Genomic DNA, 17,641 nt, shown 5'->3' on the forward strand with positions numbered 1-17,641 from the left:
AGGCTTCATTGGCAAAATTAACCCAGTTACAAATCTACCACTTCAAGATTGCCTCTATCGGCCATGGTGATGTAACATTTTTTATAATCGTTGCTGAAGGTGATGTTTGAAACATTCTTGCCTATCAATTCTATTTCTTTCACTATTTCTCCTGAAGGCGACAATACCACCACGGTTCCTTTTCCGTAACGACAGACATAAAGATTTCCGCTATCGTCAAATCGCATGCCGTCCAATCCAAAATCGTCAAAGGAAATAAATTCTTGTTTATTTTCGATAAAACCAGTGTCAAGAATGTCATAAACCCATATTTTTCTCTGGACCGATTCATTGACATATAGTTTTTTTCCATCTGGACTTACTTCAATCCCGTTGGTCGTTCCCATATTATCCTCCAACAATTCAAATCCGTTTTCTCTGGTCACTTTCCATAGTTTACCGGTATTGTCTGTCCAGTTTGGATCGCTGGCGTACAGCGTGCCATTTGGTGCAATGGCGATATCGTTTGGTTGATTGGCGGTTGGCTCGTGGGCAAATACGGCTATGTTTTTGCTTCTCAAATCAATTTCCAGAATGTTGTGATTGACAAAATCGGCCACAAACATCTGGTGTTTTTCGCCAAACCGTATGCCATTACCAATGCTGCCATTGGGCAACTTTACAAAAATAGTACTTTCGCCACTTGGCGTTACTTTTCCGATAGTGCCCTGTTCTTCAAAATTTACCGCATAAATATTGCCTTCGTAATCTGTTGCTGGACCTTCAACGCCGCTTGTAAAACTTCCTTCTTTTGTGAAATCGCGGCTCTTTAACTGTTGGGCGAATGAACTGGATAGGACGAGTAATAAAGCTAGATTTGTAATTAATTTCATTGATATGTTGATTATATAATATGTTTTTAAGTAATTTCTACATGCAAATTGTTGAGTACCGACTCTAAATCTACTAAAGAATTTTCTTCGATAAGATTGGTGTCGATGATCAATTCATCAGTATCGGTTTTGAGTTTATAATCTCCGGCAAACTTTCTTATGCCCTTAATGTCCACTAGATTTATTTTTTTTGAAATCAGATGGTTTTTGGTGATGGTTCCGTTTTCTATGGTGAGATATTGCTTGTTGTATTCAAAAAGATAGACGCAGAAATATAAAATCCCAAGAATTAAATAGCCATAATTAAAAATGTTGTCAGAAAAAAAGATCACGGCTGTAATTCCGAAGATTACCCACATTATTCCAACGATCATTAAATATTTGAGGCGCTTTTTTTTGAATTTAATTTTCATTTTTGAGTTGGTATTTATAGGTGATAATTCTTGCATATTCGAAGATCTAAAATACTAAAATTAACCGAGGTTCTTGAGAATTTGAAGGGTTTTCCAAGTAAGCATAGACCAAGCGATAGCTTATACACGCCTTTGTTGGCAACTGTAATTTAGTCACTATCGTATGTCACTGTTTCCCCTTTAGCTATGAACACTAATGCGTCAAAATGATTTAATAAATTAATTTTATTACTTTTTAAATTAAAAATATACATGTCATCAAAAATCTTATTTCCTAGTGATATATTTTCGGAAGTCAAAGTTTTTGTGTCGACAAAGTAATTAATGTCCAAAGATGGTAAAAGTGATAAAATACTATTTTTATTTTTGCTGGCTTTAATGATAGATTTTTCATTTCGATTAGGTAGTCTTATTGAAGCAACAGCAATGTGATATGAACTATTTGGGTTTAATTCTCTAAATTGATATCCCATCGTTTGACCTTCCATTGATTCGTCATTAGATTTTGACATATGACCATTTGCCAACCAAACAATAAATTTTTTATTTACATTTTGTCTAACCAAATAATCAAGATTTTTAGCCATTTGCTTGTCTCTTATTGGAATGCCATTTTTGTGGGATATATTGTCTTTTACGGTATAAAGTTTAATTGCAGATTTAAAATTCTCTAATATTTGATACCAGAGTTTATTCGCTTTAATAGCCTCGTCGGATTGTATTTCTACAATATAATTTCTAACGTAATTAATTTCTTTTTGGGATAATATCTTTCTACTATCAAATTGATTTGCAATAATTAGATTGGTTATTCTTATAAATTCATTATCAAGTTTGATTCCGCCGTCATTTAGAATTTCCGATAGTTTGGTAGTGAAATTATTACGTGAATAATCAGAATGTAACTTATTGTCAAACCCCCAGATTGTTACGTTATTCTTTTTAAGAAAATCAAAAAGTTCCTCACATTGATTTGACTTGCTCCACAATGGATATAGATTCGATTTATTGTGGTCAAATAGTAGAGCAAAAAAGTCACTTTCAAAGGCGATATCCTTGTATTGATGTTCAATTACTAAATATTTTATAAATTCAGTTTTAGCAAGAAAATCTGTACCGCTGAAATGTACAGCCTCTCCAAGAAATACAGTTTCTTTTTCACTAACGTTTTTGTCAATGATTTTCTTAACCTCTTCGGTTAACAAATTATTTATTGAATCCAATTCATAAATATCTTTCACGATTTGAGAAAAGATAATATGATTTGAGAAAATTAATATTAATAGTAAGAATGCTTTTTTCATTATTGTTGCCAACTTATATATACAGCCATCTAATATACTGAAAACATCCAAGCACGTGGGTATATAGTTACTCTACAATAATCTTTAATCGAATTAGTTTCGCAATAGAGGTATGGTTTTTCAACTTATCAATGATTGCCCCACCAACAGCACACCAATTCCAATTAATCCCATATAAACATAATTTAAAAAAGCACCATCTTTTAGTTGATGGTTCAAATATCTGCCTAAAAAAATAGCAGGAATGATCACGGGAATTGAGATCAAAAAATAATAGGTGACCGTCCAACTCCATAGGCCTTGATACCAATACCCTAACATGCCAATACTGCTGACAGGTAGAAAATAACCTTGAAGCGTAGCTCTGAAGTTTTTAGGCGTCCAATTTCGAAGATTACCGTAAATAACAATGGGTGGGCCATTCAATCCATAGGCTCCGCCTAGGATTCCCGATAGAAATCCGCAAACAAAAAGCCAAGTTTTATGATCGGTTTTTAATCTGAAGTTGCTTTTTGAAAGTAGGGAATAACTTGAATATAGGATGATCAGTAATCCCAAGATCGTTTTTATGATGTTTTCACTGCCATAAATAAGAAGGTATAAGCCTATCGGAATTCCCAGAATCGCAAAGATGATGAGCCATTTCGCACTCTTTAAATGGATTTGTTTGCGGTCTTGTACAACCACGATCGCCGCCACAAAAATGGAGATCAATACCGAGAGCGGGACGGCAATTTCAATGGGAATCAATAGAAGTAGTAATGGCACGGCAATTAAAGATTCGCCAAAACCAAAGGTAGAACGGACTAATGTTGCAATGAAAACGATGAGTAGAATGTAAAAAGTTATTAAATCCATAGGTCATTAAAACTTCCTGTTTTTTGATTTGAGATCCATATTGTTTTTTGGGGAAATGATTTTCTACTCTTGTTCTGTTAGAAGTTGCTCCTCTGGAGCTATGTATCAATTGGATGTTTCTATCTGTAAATATAGCCTCCGCTGGAGCTCAAAGAATCAGATATTTGTCATGTTTATTTAGTCCGGTTTTTTAAAAACTCCTGATGTTTTTACCCAAACTTTTGTCCCAGTCTCAATAATTTATTTCTCTGGATCAAATAAAAGATGGTTGAGATTGAAGGCATAATGAATAGCGTCAAAATCCAAAAAGTCTTGTGGTATATTTTGTTCTTTACCATATCACTCAAAATAATGATCCAAGTGGAGAAGAATAGCATTAATCCCATGCTCAAAAGGATTTGCGAAAACTCCCAATGTTGAATTTTAGCCAAAGCTCCAACAAGTGTTAGAATAAAGTTTCCTATCACTAACACCCATACTGTCTTAATACCAATTTTAAAGTCTTGATTTTTCATGGTAAAGGTTCTTGGTCGTTTTTATAAATCGTTTTTACGTCTATTTTATCTGCCTTCAATAATTTTGAATTTGTAAAAGTAAATCTACTCCCTCAAACTCCAAATCTCATTGATAGGATCACCTTTGCTTGAGAATCCTTTATGATGCCATTGCCCATCAATCAGTTCATAATTAAATTTCAAGCTCATTCCCACTCTGGAATTGTCTCTTGAAAAGAATTCGATGTTCTCCGTATAGTCGCCATTTATAGTGGTGTAGCTGCCACCGCCGGTGCCCATAAATTCCTTGGTTTCTGTATTGTAGGCGATCCATTGGAATCGGGTTCCAGAAAGAATTTTCATTGTTTTACGTGGGCCGCTAGTGTCACGGGTTTGAGCTTCACCATCTACCATACGACCGGACATTAACCAAGCACCTTGCAGTTTTCCTGGTTCGCCCTGATCTATTCTTGTGAATTTTATTTTCGAATCATGAATTTCGAGTTCATTATCGGTAACATTCACTTTATAACTTATTTCAGTGCCAACATGTTCAGGATTATCGGTGTCAAATTCTATTTTTTCTGTGAGGACATCTCCTTCTAAGATCCAACTGCCGCCATGGGTTTCAATAAATTCACCCGTAATGGCATGAAACGTTGTTGACACTTGATAGCCATTCACAAAAGTGAGCACAGTTTTGAGTTGATCACCATTTTCAGAAGTGGAATGGTTTTCCCAGGCACCAGTAATACTTTGTGCATGAATTCCAAAGGACAGTACCATGCAGACGAGCGCTAAACTTATTTTTTTCATGATTTTAGATTTTTATGTTCTTTTAAAAATGAATTGCTTTAAAATAATCTGGATCTTTTCATATTTAAGAATGTGTCAATAATGAAGACCAATTGCTACAGTCATGCCTCTAATATACTGAAAATATCCAAGCTTATTGTTCTATAAACAAGCCAATGGTACTACTGATTTTTGTAGAACCGTCGTCAAACGTTAGGAAATGAATGCGATAGCATAGGTCATGAAAACACGGCTAATTTGAGGGGCAATAAAAAATCAAAGAAATAGAAATCTTAATAAGATTTAAAGATAGCGCGGATACCGTATTATCTGGGCGTTGAAGCTGCCATTTTAAGAGGTTTTCGCGTATTTGGGATGGAACAGACATTCTTCAACTTTTTCGTAATCTGCTGGATTGTCTGCAAGCACCATTAAAACATCATTGGCTTTAATAACGGTAGAGCCTCCAGGACGAATATATTGATTGCCGCGTTTGATCATGACTATAAATGCTTCTGCAGGAAAATGTAAGTCAACGATCCGTTTATTTATTGGGGAGAATTCGGGCGAAATGGTGAATTCCTGTAATGCCGATTTTGGGAGGTCTAAAAGGAGTTCGTCTATTGGCGTGATCTTTTTTGCTTGTTCAGGGATGCCTACTCTCAGCCATTTTGCCACAACTCCCAAGGATGTGCCTTGAATGAGAACAGAAGTCACCGATATAAAAAATACGATACTAAATATCATATCGGCTTTTTCAATTCCTGCCAAAAGAGGATAGGTGGCAAACACAATCGGAACCGCCCCTCGCAAGCCTACCCACGAAATATAGAAGCGTCTTCGCAATTTCATTTTGAAGAAAACCAAGCTAATAAAAACGGCAACTGGACGGGCAACAATGATTAAAAATAACGAAATGAGCATTCCCACCCCGATATAAGGCACTATTTGAGAAGGGAAAACCAGAAGGCCTAATGTTAGGAACAACACAATTTGCATTAGCCACGCCAAACCATCATACATTTTTAAAATGGTTTTCTTTTGGATAATGTCTTGGTTTCCTAGATAAACTGCACAAATATAAATCGCTAAAAAGCCGTTGCCACCAACAAAATCCGTTGCCGAAAAGGTGATGAACATCAGCGAAATCACCAAAACAGGGTATAGCCCTTCAAAGCCAAGATTGATGCGGTTAATAATGTGTTTGCTGGCAAAACCAAATCCAAAACCAGCAGCGGCGCCAACAACCATTTGTTTTAAAAACATGGGCACAATAGAGACGAGACTTTGATCTTGATTGATGACAAGGGTCAAAAATGCAATTGTAAGTGCATAGGCCATTGGGTCGTTACTTCCACTTTCCAACTCTAATGTGGGTCTGATATTTTTTTTCAGGGCAAGGCTTTTTGAACGTAATATTGAGAATACCGCAGCGGCATCGGTTGAGGAGACGATAGAGCCCAAAAGCATACTTTCATAAATGGTAAAATCGGTAACGTAAAACACAAATCCGCCCAAAGTAAGGGCGGTCAGTAAAACGCCCAAGGTTGATAAGAGGATCCCTTCTTTAAGAATGGGCTTAATGGAACTCCAATGTGTGTCAAGACCACCAGAAAACAAAATGAAGTTAAGTGAAATTACGCCAATAAGCTGTGCGTTCTTAGGGTTGTCAAATCGGATGCCACCAATGCCTTCCGAACCTGCCAACATGCCTATGGCCAAGAAAAGTAATAAGGTGGGAACACCAAATTTATAAGAAGTTTTACCAACAATAATGCTTATAAAAAGCAATATAGATCCAACTAATAGAATGTTTTCAATGGTTAAACTCATAGTTTTTACTTCCTAAATCGGTTTGCGCGAAGATACTTCTTTTTATTTTTATGAAATAAGTTTTTGGAAGTGGTGTTTGAAAAATTTGGTTCCACTTTATAATAAGACACTTAGAATAGGAGTGGGGTTTTAAATAGTTATTTAACGGACTTTTAGAAGTGCGAAAATTTCATGAAAAAACATCTCAGCTGAAACACTTGAAAGGTGGTTGGAATTGGTGTCTTGTTTTTAATTTGACGGAAAATTATAGGATTTCAATTCGTTTTCAAAGGCTAACAATGAAGTGGGGTCTGCAATTTGAGCATTAATTATAAACGTTCCGTTGTCTGTGATTAATTTTATATCACCTGCAAAACTTCGGACTGATTTTATGTCGGAAATTTTTACCTTTTTAGGAAACAGCGTGTTTTTTACTATTTCGCCATTTTTAAGAGTCAGGTATTGTTTTTTGTTTTCAAAGAGATACACTAGAAACATGAAAATGCCGACAAAAATTTGTGCAATGCCAATAGTTTCCAAGGAAATATGGTTCCATTCACCCATGCCCTCAGATAAAACTATAAGAAGAATTCCAATGGAGATAAAGACGATTCCCATGCTTAAATTACTTTTTATTCTTTCTTTAGAGTATCTGATGGTCGTCATGGTCAAAGGTTTGCTATGGTTTTTAGGACCACTAATATACTTATTATCCAATAGGCTGTAACTTATAGTTGTAAGATATTTCATTCATTGGAAATTTTCACATTCATACATACGACAGATTTTCGTATTTAACCGCTACTTGATTTGAAAAAACGCCTATTTATTCCTGCTAAACGCGATTTTACCGGAATCAACATCTTCGGATGGGGATTAAAAATTTAAGTTTTTATAATGGACTCTATTAACAATTCTAAAACTGTTACGGTATCAAATTTCTGATGGCGTTATTAAATTATCGGTTTTAAATATTTAGAAAAACTATCGATTCCATTTAGTCTTGTTCTAAATAAGGCTTAAATTTGCATGAAATTTAAAAAAAATCAAATTTTATGAAGAAGTTAGTTTTATTGAGTGCTGTTGTTTTTGGATTGGTATTTTATTCATGTTCCAGTGATGACGATAACGGCACAGAAGAAACCGTCAGCTTAGTAGGCGACTGGCAATTGACCAATGTGGATTTTACAAGTATAAATGAAGAAGGGAGACAAATTCCTGCCAGTGATCCTTGTATTGTGGAGATTGTTGCAGGGTACCGATTTTTCGCTGATAAAAGTTTCTTTTTTATTTTAGGTGAAGCTGGGTCATCATTCCCTACAAAGGGTGATTATTGGTCTTGGGAAGGTGATACCGATGATTTTAAAATTACACAAAAAAATCTAGCCATGCCTCCTTATAACTTCGGTTTAACACCTGAGCAGCTTGTAGTCAAAGAGGTTAATGGAAAAACTCAAATGACCTTTACTTCAGTAATGGGCAATGGTTCGACTGCAAAATTCAAGCTTGTAAAAGAGGAAATCGATCCAAACAAGTTACCAAAATTGACGGCTCCTGATGATCCAGATTTTTATTGCGGATTTTTTGATCCTAAATAAGTAATTTGTAGTAACTAATAGAAAGCGCTTTTGAAGTGCTTTAAATGTCTGTCCGGGCGCATCCTAAATGCATCTTTTACATTGAGATGTTGGGATGCGCCCGACGCAGGCAAAATAATTGGGAGTTTAAAATCGCTCCACCTTTCTATGTTAAGGAAATTTACACTTTTCTCTTTTTTATTGTTCTCTCTATGTTCCATCGCACAAAATACAGGAACACTCCGTGGGAAAATAATCAACTCTCTCGATGATCAGATAGAAAACATTGAAATTCGTTTGGTTGAAACCAGCGCGCGTACGCTGACCAATAAAGAAGGAGAGTTTGTTTTTAAAAACTTACCTCCAGGTAATTATAATATCTATCCAGTACATGACGGATTTCAATTTGAAATTAAAAACATCCAAATCAATGCTGGTGAGGTACAAGAAGTGACGCTGTACATCGAAATGATGACTTATAATTTGGATGAAGTAAAACTGCGAACGCTCAGTATCAGTGAAAAGTTGAAAAGCAGTGCCATCAAAGCGAATATTATTTCTGTGGAGGCCAATACCAGGCGTGCCAATTCGGTGGAGGATTTGGTCGATAAAAGTCCAGGAGTAAAAATACGTAATGTTGGTGGTCTGGGATCAGCGAGCAATATTATTGTTGGCGGATTTACGGGCAGTGCGGTGAAGTTTTTATATGATGATATCCCCATCGATTATTTAGGATCCAATTTCGGTCTAACAAAAGTACCTACCAATGCCATCAGCCGCGTAGAAATTTACAAAGGTGTGTTGCCTACAAAAATAGGGGTGGACGCCTTGGGAAGTGCCATCAATATCATTCCTAAAACCAGTAAAAAAACTTCGGGTACCGTGTCTTATGAAACGGGATCCTACAATACCCATATCGCTACGGCCAACGCGAATATAAAATTGAACGAGCATCTGTTTTTGGGAGTCAATAGCTTTTATAACTATTCAAAAAACAATTATAAAGTAGATAATCTGCCCTATAAAGATCCCAATAGCGGTCAGGTAACTTACATTAAAGAACGCTTATTCCACAACGGTTTTAATCAACATTCCTTAGAGTTTTCTTTAGAAGCACGACAATTATCCTGGGCCGAATCCATTGAGTTTAAGGTGAATTCCTACGGATTGAAAAGAGATATTCAAAACGATCCATTTTCTAGAGCCAGACCTTTTGGAGAGGTCTACAGACAGGAACGCGGCAATTTTATTCCTTCCTTGAAATATAAAAATCATTTTTTTGAGAACAAATTGAGCCTCAATCAGTTTTTGGTATATAGTAATATCGATTTTGAGATCTTTGATCAAGGCAAAAACGTGTATTATGATTGGAAAGGTGTTGCCCACAGCACAAATTCGGCTTCAGAAATGGGGAATATGCTCCTTCAGAATGGCTATATGCACACTAATTTTGAGCAATTCACCTCCCGAACCAATCTTAATTATTTGATCACCAATTATCTTCAAATAGAAAACAATACGGTTTTCAGCAATTACAATCGAAAATCCAATCTAGGTGACCAGAACCTTAATGGTACCAACTATAATAAGCTCATTACCAACTTTGCGTTGAATGCACAGTTTTTTGATCGGAGATTGGAATCTAACACGCAATTCAAATATCTCTATGGGAATTTCGCCGGACGGTATAATGCGTCAGACAATCCATTGGAGGATATTATTGTAGATAAGGAAGTAGTCAATACAGGATTGAGTTTTTCGCAGGCCTTAAAGTATAATATGAATGAGAAGAGCTATGTTCGGATTTCTTATGAAAACACGTTTAGATTGCCAGAACAGCAGGAGTTGTTTGGTGACAATAACTTTATTGTAGCCAATTATGAATTAATTCCCGAGGAGAGTAAAAACTTAAACTTGGGTTACACTTACACTGCAACGGATTTTGGTTTTGAAATAAACACCTACTATCGGGATACCCAGAATCTGATTCGGTTAAAGGATTTGAACCAATACCAGGCCATCCATCTCAATCTTGATAATGTAAAAGGCTTGGGCGTAGAGTTGCAGGCTAATTACGAACCTGTAGAAAAGTTACAGTTATCGGGAAATTTAACTTGGAATGACTTTCGGTTACAATCGACCAAAGACAAATATTTAAACAATCAGCATTTCAAAGATGCACGCATTGCCAATATGCCGTTTTATTATGGAAATATCAGTGCTTCCTATAATATCAAGGAGTTGCTGAAACTTTCTACCGATTTATCATTTTTTTGGGATTATTCTTATGTGCATCAGTATTATCTCGATTATATCGAAAAACAATTTGAGCCGGATGGTTTTTTAGGCCTCTTCGGAAACTCCAAAATTAATACCAGCCGAATTATTCCGAATCAACACACCCACAATATTGGGTTTATCTATGTCCGTGATTTTTCAAAACAAAGCGTATCTTTTAGTGCAGAACTCAAAAATGCCTTTGACGAGAATATTTACAACGAATTCAAGATGCAAAGCCCAGGCAGACATTTTAGAATGAAAATAACCTATAGTTTTTAAGTGTATGAAGTTCCCATTTATATATAAAGTCTTTGTTGGTCTTTTGTTGTTAGGACTGATTGCTTGTGAAGTTAAAAACCTGGACGATGAGAATAAAAACCCAAAGACGGAGTACTCTTCTTTTAATTATGTTTTAGCCACTGAAGATGCCTCAACACCCGATATTACTCGATTTTTCAGTTTTAATTTGGAAGGATTAGATGCCAACAAACCTTATGATTTGATTCAGGACAATCAAACGTTTATCAATTCCGATCCATCAACATCCTCAGGGCATCATTCTTTTAATAACTATATCTTTAGTATGGCTAAGGATAAAAGAGGCTATTCGTCCACACCTGGACTTTTTCGGCTCACGCTGAACACTTCAGATCAAGTGTTTATCGATAGCGAATTGTATATCGGTAAGGATAATATTTTTCCATCGCGCAAGTTGGCTTTGGTAAACGATACTCTGGGTTTTTATTATAATGAAGATAGTGGGGGTCAAACAATTCAAGCCTTCAATCCCTTGACGATGCAATTGGGAGACGCATTGGATTTACGTCCTTTTATAAAAGCGTTTCGCCCAGAGGTTGAATTTGAGGACGACTACGGAAATAATTTGGTGCGAACAGGATCTTTGGTCATGGATTATAAAGAGGATAAACTCTATGTGAGCGTCGTTTTTTTGGAGGAAGCCAGGTTTAATCTGATTTCAGACAATGAAGAGAATTTCTATTTGGCGGTGATTGATATCCCGACTTTTAGTTTTGAAAAAATCATCCAATATCACGGCGTCAAAACGGTGGGCTTTTTTGTTTCGGAAAACAATCCTACCACGAAGGATGAGGCAGGAAATCTTTATTTCTGTTCTTGGGGTTGGAATCAATTTAACGACCATAATCCTTCAAAAATCTTTAGGATTAAAGCTGGAGAAACGGAGTTTGATACGGATTGGGAAATCGATATTGAATCGTTGTTCGGGACCGGGAGGATTGCCCAATCCATTATGTCCTATAATAACAAATTGTATTTACACATTTCCGAAGCACCCTATTTATTTGACTCCAGCGAAGAGGTCGAAACCAGGAATGCTTTAAAACTCTCTTATTACGAATTTGACACCACTTCCACAGAAAATTACACCAAATTGGCCGTGCCAACTTCCAATCCAGCTTCGCGCATGAATGTGTTCAATATTGTAGACGACCGTCTTTTTATGGTGGTTCCCAATGCTATTGCTCCCAATTTTAACGGCGTTTATTCCATAGATCGCCAGGGAACTCTAAAAAACGAAATGCAGCTTTCGAATAAATACCGACCAACGCGATTTTATAAACTTGGGGAATAATAGTTATGCTTGGGGAATAATATCTATGTCGCCCTTTCAGGGCTATTTGGTGTATCGGTGTTTTTTATTAGCATAGGTCTACGCACTATGCTAATATATGACGCTCCTTCAGAGCTCCCGAATGCGAGAGGTACATTATTGTTTTTCAGAGTGGAATGCAGCCCTTAAAGGGCGTTATATCATAACTCAAGACTTTCGTCTTGAGTTATGAATGTCATGAGAAATTAAGCCCTGAAAGGGCGGAACATTATCGCTCATGGCGTTTAGCCTTGAGTATAATGAGAATGAATAACCATCAGTCACAAAGCCCTGAAAGGGCGATATATTCTTTGTTATAATTCTAATAATCAATATCACTCCGAATTCTAATCCCACACATAGCGCTCATCAAACTCTATCTTATTACTCACCATGTATGCGCGGAACTCATCCTGAAAAGTTTTACGACTATGGTGTTCTTTCTGCCTTGCGATATACTTAATGACCACATCAACTTCTGAAGCTTTCACGGAAAACGCAGCATAGCCATTCTGCCAATAAAAGTTGCGATAAGCCTCTCCTTTCGTCTTCATCCATTTTGAGGAATTGGCCTTCAATTTTGACATGAGCGTTGCTAAAGTGATGTTTTTGGAGAGCAAGCATAGCATATGAACGTGATCTTGATAGCCGCCGATTTTTATAGGAATACATCCGAGATTGTTAGCGATGCCGCCCAGATACATATATAATTCGTCTTCAATTGCGGAATCGATGAGCTTTTGACGGTATTTCGTGCTGAACACGATGTGGAGGTAGTTTTTGACTAATGATTGTGGCATAGGCTAGTGGTATCTCGCCCCTTTAGGGCTACCAAGGGGTTATCACCCTCGGTTAGGTTATGTCGCCCCTTCAGGGCTAACACCACACTAAAATACGATATTAACGGATGTTATTCCTATGTGTAAAGTTGTCAGTATCTTTGTCTAAAATCAATTGATCATGACTACTTATTATTTTAAGCGCTCTCAGATAGCGCTGCTTGTATTTGTAAGTTTATTTTTTAACGCACTTGTGGCTCAAGAATCTCTTCCGGATAACTTTGATGCATGGATAGAGTCAGGGAGAAAGGACTGGAAAATCCCCGGGATGGCAGTGGGAATTGTGAAAGATGGCGAAGTAGTCTATGCCAAAGGTTTTGGAGAAAAACGTTTAGGAGGCGGGGAGAAGGTTGATGCCAACACCATTTTTAGTATTGCGTCGGTCAGTAAAAACATGACCGCGGCAGCCTTGGCAATTTTGGTAGATGAAGGAAAAATAGATTGGGACGATAAAATTGTCCAACATATTCCGTGGTTTCAGTTAAAAGATCCTTGGGTAACTCAGGAAATCACTATTCGAGATGTTTTGACCCATCGTGTGGGATTAGGGCGGATTTTAGGAAATAGGCTTCAGTTTATGACCAATAGTTCGCGCGACAGTGTTCTTTATCAAATGCGATATATGGACTTGGAAAAACCTTTTCGCTCTTCTTTTGTATATAACAACGTCATGTATTCTCTAGCTGGTCAAATTATTGAATATGCCGATGGGAGAACGTGGGATGCATTTTTGAACGAACGTCTTTTTGCGCCTCTTGAAATGAATGCCTCGTCCACCAGTATTAGTCAGATCAATGCAAACTCTAATCAAGCCTATCCACATCAAGAAATTGAGGGGAAAGTCGTGGCCATTGCCAGAAGAAATTGGGACAATGCCGGACCTGCCGGAGGTGTAAACGCTTCAATAAACGATTTAAATAAATGGATGTTGATGCAATTGGGAGTTTCTGGCGAGTATAAAGGAAAGACCATCATTAGTGAGAAGCAGATGAACGAAATCCACAAACAGCAGATGGTTGTTCCACAAGCAAATGCAATGGCAGCGCAAGGCAGTTATGGTTTTGGATGGAATATTACCGATTATAAAGGAAAACGTGTGCTCACACACGGTGGGGCAACCGATGGCTTCAATACGGCTATGTATCTCATGCCTGAATTGGATTTGGGGATTATCGTCGTAGGAAATAATTTTAATAGTCTGGGTAATGCCGTGGCTTATCAAGTAATGGATGCCTATTTGGGCAATAATGAGGTGGATTGGAACGAGCGTTATTTACAAGGCTATAAAAGGTCATACGCTCGGGCGTCAGAAGCACGAGAAAAAATCCATCAAGCTCAAGTTTTAAAAACAAAACCAAGCTTAGACTTGGATGCCTATATCGGTGTGTATAAATCTGCAGGATACGGAAAAGTAGAAGTAAAAAAACAGGGTAAGGATTTGGTATTACATTTTTGGGATACCGAAGGTTTGGAAGCCAAACTTGAGCACTGGCATTACGATACGTTTAGAGCAGTGTGGAAAAATCCGGCCCAACGTGAAGAGTTTATGCAATTCCATTTAGGAAAAGACGGTAAGGTGGAAGCTCTGGATTTTGAGTTTTCCTTACGGCCTTTATCCTTGCAAGTGGGTGCTTATCCATCAAACTATACGCATACGGAGCGGTTTATAAAGCAGATATAAGATTCAGCACCTTATAATAAGAAATTGGCCATGATATATAGATGGTCTGGTATGGTTGGTGTCAGGCTTGATCTTGCGTTGCTCTTAACAGAACATTTCTGAGGTTATAATCTAAGATGTTGTGTGGGCAGAAAACCCTTTTCTAAGAATAATCAGTCATGCAAAGCTGAGCATTCCTTTTCCAAAACACCTTTTATGATTGTAGGAGGGGCGCTCCATCTTTTAATTATTGTATCCAACAAGATGGGAATATGAGAACTGAATCCGCCAATTTCTCCCGTGGTTATTCCCGCTACTATTATCGGAATTTTCATATGGCGGATCACATACGAACACATGATGCAAGGTTCGTGTGTGGTGTAAAGGATGCAGTCTGACAGATCTTGTCTTTCTATGCGTTTTGTTGCATCTCGGATCGCTTCAATTTCCGCATGAAAAGTGATGTCTATTTGCGTTTTTCCACTTTCAATCCCTTCGCCAATAATTTTTCCATTTTGCACGATGAGGGATCCCACAGGACTGTCTCCTCGTTTTTTTGCAATTTTGGCCAGATCTATACACCATCGCATATAGGATTTGTGTGCTTTTAAATCTACGTTATCCATTGGTCAATTCGAATTAATTCGAGATCAAAACGCAGCTGAACACTAATTGAAGAACGTAAATTGGATATCCTTCGGCATAAAATGAACACCTTTAAAATCGGTAATGGCTTCTATTTGATGCCTGACTTCTGGTGGTACAATAATCGTGTCACCTTGTTTTAGAACGTGTTCTTCATTGTTCATTTTAAAGATACATTCGCCCTCTCGGACAAAAACAATCGATTCAAGATTGGCAAGATGCTCTGGCAATAATTGTCCAGCGTCGGCCTCCATTTGTTTGGCGATTAATACACTGCCTTCCGCCAGTGTTGTTACTTTGGGTGGCGTTGCTTTTTTCATGTTTTTATAGTTTTAAATTTATTGATTCCAAAGGATAATATATTTATTTATCAGCCGATTTCAAAACACCTTTTAACGTTGATAGTTTGCCATCAACAGAATCAGGGATTTCCAATCCCAAAATGTCACAGATTAACGGATAAATATCAATGTTTTGAAATGAAGGTATTTCATATCCCGATTTAAAAGCAGGACCACTGGCGTAGAATATGCCATGCATATCTTTGTTTGTACTATCAAAACCATGCACGCCAATAGTTTTAATATTGTTTTGGTTTAAAAGCGCGATATTTTTTTCATTGGAAAAATAATGATCTGAATCGGGAATCAGTTGAATGTCACCCCAATCCTTGTTTTTTGGTGTGTATTCAAATCCTGGAGTCTCTTGAGTTTTATAAACTTTAAAATGCTTTTCTTTTTCTTTCAGATATTGAAATACGACGTCCGCTTCAATGCCATCATTCGGATGGATATTTACAATAGAACCATTATCGACCGTACGAAACAAATCATCATTTTGAACTGTTTCGATAGGAATGAGGTGGTCTGTTGCAACCGCTGCCATGCCATGGTCAGATACAATGATGATGTTTACGGGCAGACCTGATGCTTTCACGCCATTGAGTAAGACTCCTAAATTCTCATCTAAACTAGCGAGTGTTTTTTGTAATTCTACTTCGTTATTTGGTCCATAGCGATGTCCAGTATCGTCCATATCAGAAAAATACATCGTTATTAAATGCGGCCTTTGTTTTTCGGGTAAAGCCAACCACTCTAAAACCTGTGAGATTCGTGTTTCATTTTTTATTTTTCCATCATAATCTTTAGAATACGTTGGTCTTACACCTTGTATGTTTGCATCACTGCCCACAAAGAAATAACTCGCCGTTACCATATCATGTTTATCTGCTTGTATCCAAATTGGCGTACCTCCGTAAAAATCGCCATCAGAAACAATCTGTCGATTTCGGATGTTGTAGGTTGTGTTTTTCTTATGGCTATAAAAAGAATTACTTAAGATGCCATGATTATCAGGATACATTCCTGTTGCGATGGAATAATGATTGGGAAATGTTTTGGAGGGAAATGTCGAGATCAACGAGGCTGCACTGACGCCATTCTTACTAAAATCAGTGAGATGCTCAGGTTTGTATTTTTCTACATAATCCCAACGAAAACCATCCAGGGATATTAAGAGCACATAAGGTTTTTTTTGGGAAGCTTTCGAGTTAACAGTGGGTGCGGGAACGCCTAAACTTGAACTTGATCCACAGGATGTTATGGTTATCGAAAACAGCACAGAAATAAGGCCGTAAATAAAATATTTTTTCAACATTTGGTATGGGTTAAGGGTAAAGGTCTTGGTGTTTTTTCCAAACGACACAATTACAACAGATGAATTGCGAATTTAAAGAATTAATTTATGGTCTTCCAATTCTAAGCCTCATTTAGTAGGGCTATCCTAACTAACTGTGAAACTCCCGTTTACCTACTCGACTGTGATGCGTTATTTTATCAGGCAGATGTTGGATTGACTTGTATTTGTCCTCCGATTGCTTTTAATACTTTCATAATTGTAGCAAATTGAGGTTTCGCTCCATCAGATAATGCTTTATATAAACTCGTTCTGCTCAATCCAGTTTCTTCCGCAATTTTTGTCATCCCGATAGCTTTTGCAATATGTCCGATAGCATTAATTACATCTGCATTATTGCCTTCTTCCAAAACTGTATTAAGATATTCCGCAATCATTTCTTTGCTGTGTAAATAATCCGCTATTTCAAATCTTGTAGTTTCCATTTTTCTATTTATTTAATTTTCTCCAAATTTCTTTTGCTTTCGCAATGTCTTTTTGTTGAGTGGATTTGTCTCCACCGATCAGTAAAACAATAATCTTTCGCTCTTTTTCTTTGAAGTATACACGATAACCTTTTGCAAAATTTATTCGCATTTCGTGAATTCCATCGCCAACTGTTTTACAATCGCCAAAATGTTCGTCAGTTTCAAGCTTTTGAATTCTGAAAAGGATTTTAGCTTTTGCCTTTAAGTCGATTAGCTTTTTCAGCCACTTATCAAATTCGTTTGTTTTCTCAATAAAGAACATGAATATTGTATCTACTTGGATACAAAATTAGTAAAAAA

General features: G+C 37.0%; 18 protein-coding genes. 4 read left to right on the forward strand and 14 right to left on the reverse strand.

Annotation, left to right across the window (positions count from 1 at the left end; genetic code table 11):
• Positions 1-26 precede the first annotated feature (26 nt).
• The 8 genes from ESZ48_RS08630 to ESZ48_RS08665 form a co-directional block, all read right to left on the reverse strand.
• Complete coding sequence (locus tag ESZ48_RS08630) at positions 27-872, reverse strand: SMP-30/gluconolactonase/LRE family protein (RefSeq protein ID WP_129016943.1); 846 nt, start codon at positions 870-872, stop codon at positions 27-29.
• A gap of 26 nt (positions 873-898) precedes the next feature.
• Positions 899-1,285 (reverse strand): hypothetical protein, encoded by a 387-nt coding sequence (locus ESZ48_RS08635; protein WP_129017267.1) that lies wholly within the window; start codon positions 1,283-1,285, stop codon positions 899-901.
• A 149-nt stretch (positions 1,286-1,434) separates the two neighbouring features.
• A complete protein-coding gene (locus tag ESZ48_RS08640; protein ID WP_129016944.1) occupies positions 1,435-2,589 on the reverse strand; it encodes an erythromycin esterase family protein in 1,155 nt (384 codons plus the stop codon).
• A gap of 120 nt (positions 2,590-2,709) precedes the next feature.
• Positions 2,710-3,447, reverse strand: coding sequence for a sulfite exporter TauE/SafE family protein (locus ESZ48_RS08645; RefSeq protein WP_129016945.1), 738 nt, complete (start codon positions 3,445-3,447; stop codon positions 2,710-2,712).
• A gap of 209 nt (positions 3,448-3,656) precedes the next feature.
• Entirely contained in the window at positions 3,657-3,962 is a 306-nt protein-coding gene (locus ESZ48_RS08650) for a GldL-related protein (protein WP_129016946.1), read from the reverse strand.
• An 84-nt stretch (positions 3,963-4,046) separates the two neighbouring features.
• Positions 4,047-4,757: a membrane or secreted protein gene (locus ESZ48_RS08655; RefSeq protein WP_129016947.1), complete on the reverse strand. Its 711-nt coding sequence runs from the start codon at positions 4,755-4,757 to the stop codon at positions 4,047-4,049.
• A gap of 330 nt (positions 4,758-5,087) precedes the next feature.
• Complete coding sequence (locus ESZ48_RS08660; RefSeq protein WP_129016948.1) at positions 5,088-6,569, reverse strand: potassium/proton antiporter; 1,482 nt, start codon at positions 6,567-6,569, stop codon at positions 5,088-5,090.
• A 228-nt stretch (positions 6,570-6,797) separates the two neighbouring features.
• The gene (locus tag ESZ48_RS08665) at positions 6,798-7,298 is read right to left on the reverse strand and encodes a hypothetical protein (protein ID WP_129016949.1); all 501 of its coding nucleotides are present in this window, start codon (positions 7,296-7,298) and stop codon (positions 6,798-6,800) included.
• Between the two features lie 305 nt (positions 7,299-7,603).
• On the opposite strand from ESZ48_RS08665, the gene ESZ48_RS08670 reads away from it, so the two are divergent.
• From ESZ48_RS08670 to ESZ48_RS08680, 3 genes are all read left to right on the forward strand, one after another.
• On the forward strand, positions 7,604-8,146 hold the full coding sequence (locus tag ESZ48_RS08670) for a hypothetical protein (protein WP_129016950.1): 543 nt from the start codon (positions 7,604-7,606) through the stop codon (positions 8,144-8,146).
• Between the two features lie 147 nt (positions 8,147-8,293).
• On the forward strand, positions 8,294-10,684 hold the full coding sequence (locus ESZ48_RS08675) for a TonB-dependent receptor (RefSeq protein WP_129016951.1): 2,391 nt from the start codon (positions 8,294-8,296) through the stop codon (positions 10,682-10,684).
• A 4-nt stretch (positions 10,685-10,688) separates the two neighbouring features.
• Positions 10,689-12,017 (forward strand): hypothetical protein, encoded by a 1,329-nt coding sequence (locus ESZ48_RS08680; protein ID WP_129016952.1) that lies wholly within the window; start codon positions 10,689-10,691, stop codon positions 12,015-12,017.
• A gap of 365 nt (positions 12,018-12,382) precedes the next feature.
• Here ESZ48_RS08680 and tnpA read toward each other — a convergent pair whose 3' ends face one another.
• Positions 12,383-12,835 (reverse strand): IS200/IS605 family transposase, encoded by a 453-nt coding sequence (gene tnpA / locus ESZ48_RS08685; protein ID WP_129016953.1) that lies wholly within the window; start codon positions 12,833-12,835, stop codon positions 12,383-12,385.
• Between the two features lie 160 nt (positions 12,836-12,995).
• On the opposite strand from tnpA, the gene ESZ48_RS08690 reads away from it, so the two are divergent.
• Positions 12,996-14,555, forward strand: coding sequence for a serine hydrolase (locus ESZ48_RS08690; RefSeq protein ID WP_129016954.1), 1,560 nt, complete (start codon positions 12,996-12,998; stop codon positions 14,553-14,555).
• Between the two features lie 152 nt (positions 14,556-14,707).
• On the opposite strand, the gene ESZ48_RS08695 is transcribed toward ESZ48_RS08690, so the two are convergent.
• The 5 genes from ESZ48_RS08695 to ESZ48_RS08715 all read right to left on the reverse strand — a co-directional run bounded on the left by ESZ48_RS08695 (position 14,708) and on the right by ESZ48_RS08715 (position 17,603).
• A complete protein-coding gene (locus ESZ48_RS08695) occupies positions 14,708-15,160 on the reverse strand; it encodes a nucleoside deaminase (RefSeq protein WP_129016955.1) in 453 nt (150 codons plus the stop codon).
• A gap of 42 nt (positions 15,161-15,202) precedes the next feature.
• Positions 15,203-15,499 carry a cupin domain-containing protein gene (locus ESZ48_RS08700; protein WP_129016956.1) on the reverse strand — a complete coding sequence of 99 codons (297 nt, stop codon included), beginning with the start codon at positions 15,497-15,499 and terminating at the stop codon, positions 15,203-15,205.
• A gap of 43 nt (positions 15,500-15,542) precedes the next feature.
• Entirely contained in the window at positions 15,543-16,835 is a 1,293-nt protein-coding gene (locus ESZ48_RS08705; RefSeq protein ID WP_129016957.1) for an alkaline phosphatase family protein, read from the reverse strand.
• A gap of 179 nt (positions 16,836-17,014) precedes the next feature.
• Positions 17,015-17,299 (reverse strand): addiction module antidote protein, encoded by a 285-nt coding sequence (locus tag ESZ48_RS08710; RefSeq protein WP_129016958.1) that lies wholly within the window; start codon positions 17,297-17,299, stop codon positions 17,015-17,017.
• A gap of 4 nt (positions 17,300-17,303) precedes the next feature.
• Complete coding sequence (locus ESZ48_RS08715; RefSeq protein WP_129016959.1) at positions 17,304-17,603, reverse strand: type II toxin-antitoxin system RelE/ParE family toxin; 300 nt, start codon at positions 17,601-17,603, stop codon at positions 17,304-17,306.
• Positions 17,604-17,641: the final 38 nt, after the last annotated feature.

It is taken from the genome of Gelidibacter gilvus, from assembly GCF_004115975.1.
In the GTDB taxonomy this organism is placed as follows: domain Bacteria; phylum Bacteroidota; class Bacteroidia; order Flavobacteriales; family Flavobacteriaceae; genus Gelidibacter; species Gelidibacter gilvus.

Coding starts and splice junctions, on each gene's coding strand:
- ESZ48_RS08630 (WP_129016943.1), bottom strand. CDS start 872: ATGAAATTAATTACAAATCTAGCTTTATTACTCGTCCTATCCAGTTCA.
- ESZ48_RS08635 (WP_129017267.1), bottom strand. CDS start 1,285: ATGAAAATTAAATTCAAAAAAAAGCGCCTCAAATATTTAATGATCGTT.
- ESZ48_RS08640 (WP_129016944.1), bottom strand. CDS start 2,589: ATGAAAAAAGCATTCTTACTATTAATATTAATTTTCTCAAATCATATT.
- ESZ48_RS08645 (WP_129016945.1), bottom strand. CDS start 3,447: ATGGATTTAATAACTTTTTACATTCTACTCATCGTTTTCATTGCAACA.
- ESZ48_RS08650 (WP_129016946.1), bottom strand. CDS start 3,962: ATGAAAAATCAAGACTTTAAAATTGGTATTAAGACAGTATGGGTGTTA.
- ESZ48_RS08655 (WP_129016947.1), bottom strand. CDS start 4,757: ATGAAAAAAATAAGTTTAGCGCTCGTCTGCATGGTACTGTCCTTTGGA.
- ESZ48_RS08660 (WP_129016948.1), bottom strand. CDS start 6,569: ATGAGTTTAACCATTGAAAACATTCTATTAGTTGGATCTATATTGCTT.
- ESZ48_RS08665 (WP_129016949.1), bottom strand. CDS start 7,298: ATGAAATATCTTACAACTATAAGTTACAGCCTATTGGATAATAAGTAT.
- ESZ48_RS08670 (WP_129016950.1), top strand. CDS start 7,604: ATGAAGAAGTTAGTTTTATTGAGTGCTGTTGTTTTTGGATTGGTATTT.
- ESZ48_RS08675 (WP_129016951.1), top strand. CDS start 8,294: ATGTTAAGGAAATTTACACTTTTCTCTTTTTTATTGTTCTCTCTATGT.
- ESZ48_RS08680 (WP_129016952.1), top strand. CDS start 10,689: ATGAAGTTCCCATTTATATATAAAGTCTTTGTTGGTCTTTTGTTGTTA.
- tnpA (WP_129016953.1), bottom strand. CDS start 12,835: ATGCCACAATCATTAGTCAAAAACTACCTCCACATCGTGTTCAGCACG.
- ESZ48_RS08690 (WP_129016954.1), top strand. CDS start 12,996: ATGACTACTTATTATTTTAAGCGCTCTCAGATAGCGCTGCTTGTATTT.
- ESZ48_RS08695 (WP_129016955.1), bottom strand. CDS start 15,160: ATGGATAACGTAGATTTAAAAGCACACAAATCCTATATGCGATGGTGT.
- ESZ48_RS08700 (WP_129016956.1), bottom strand. CDS start 15,499: ATGAAAAAAGCAACGCCACCCAAAGTAACAACACTGGCGGAAGGCAGT.
- ESZ48_RS08705 (WP_129016957.1), bottom strand. CDS start 16,835: ATGTTGAAAAAATATTTTATTTACGGCCTTATTTCTGTGCTGTTTTCG.
- ESZ48_RS08710 (WP_129016958.1), bottom strand. CDS start 17,299: ATGGAAACTACAAGATTTGAAATAGCGGATTATTTACACAGCAAAGAA.
- ESZ48_RS08715 (WP_129016959.1), bottom strand. CDS start 17,603: ATGTTCTTTATTGAGAAAACAAACGAATTTGATAAGTGGCTGAAAAAG.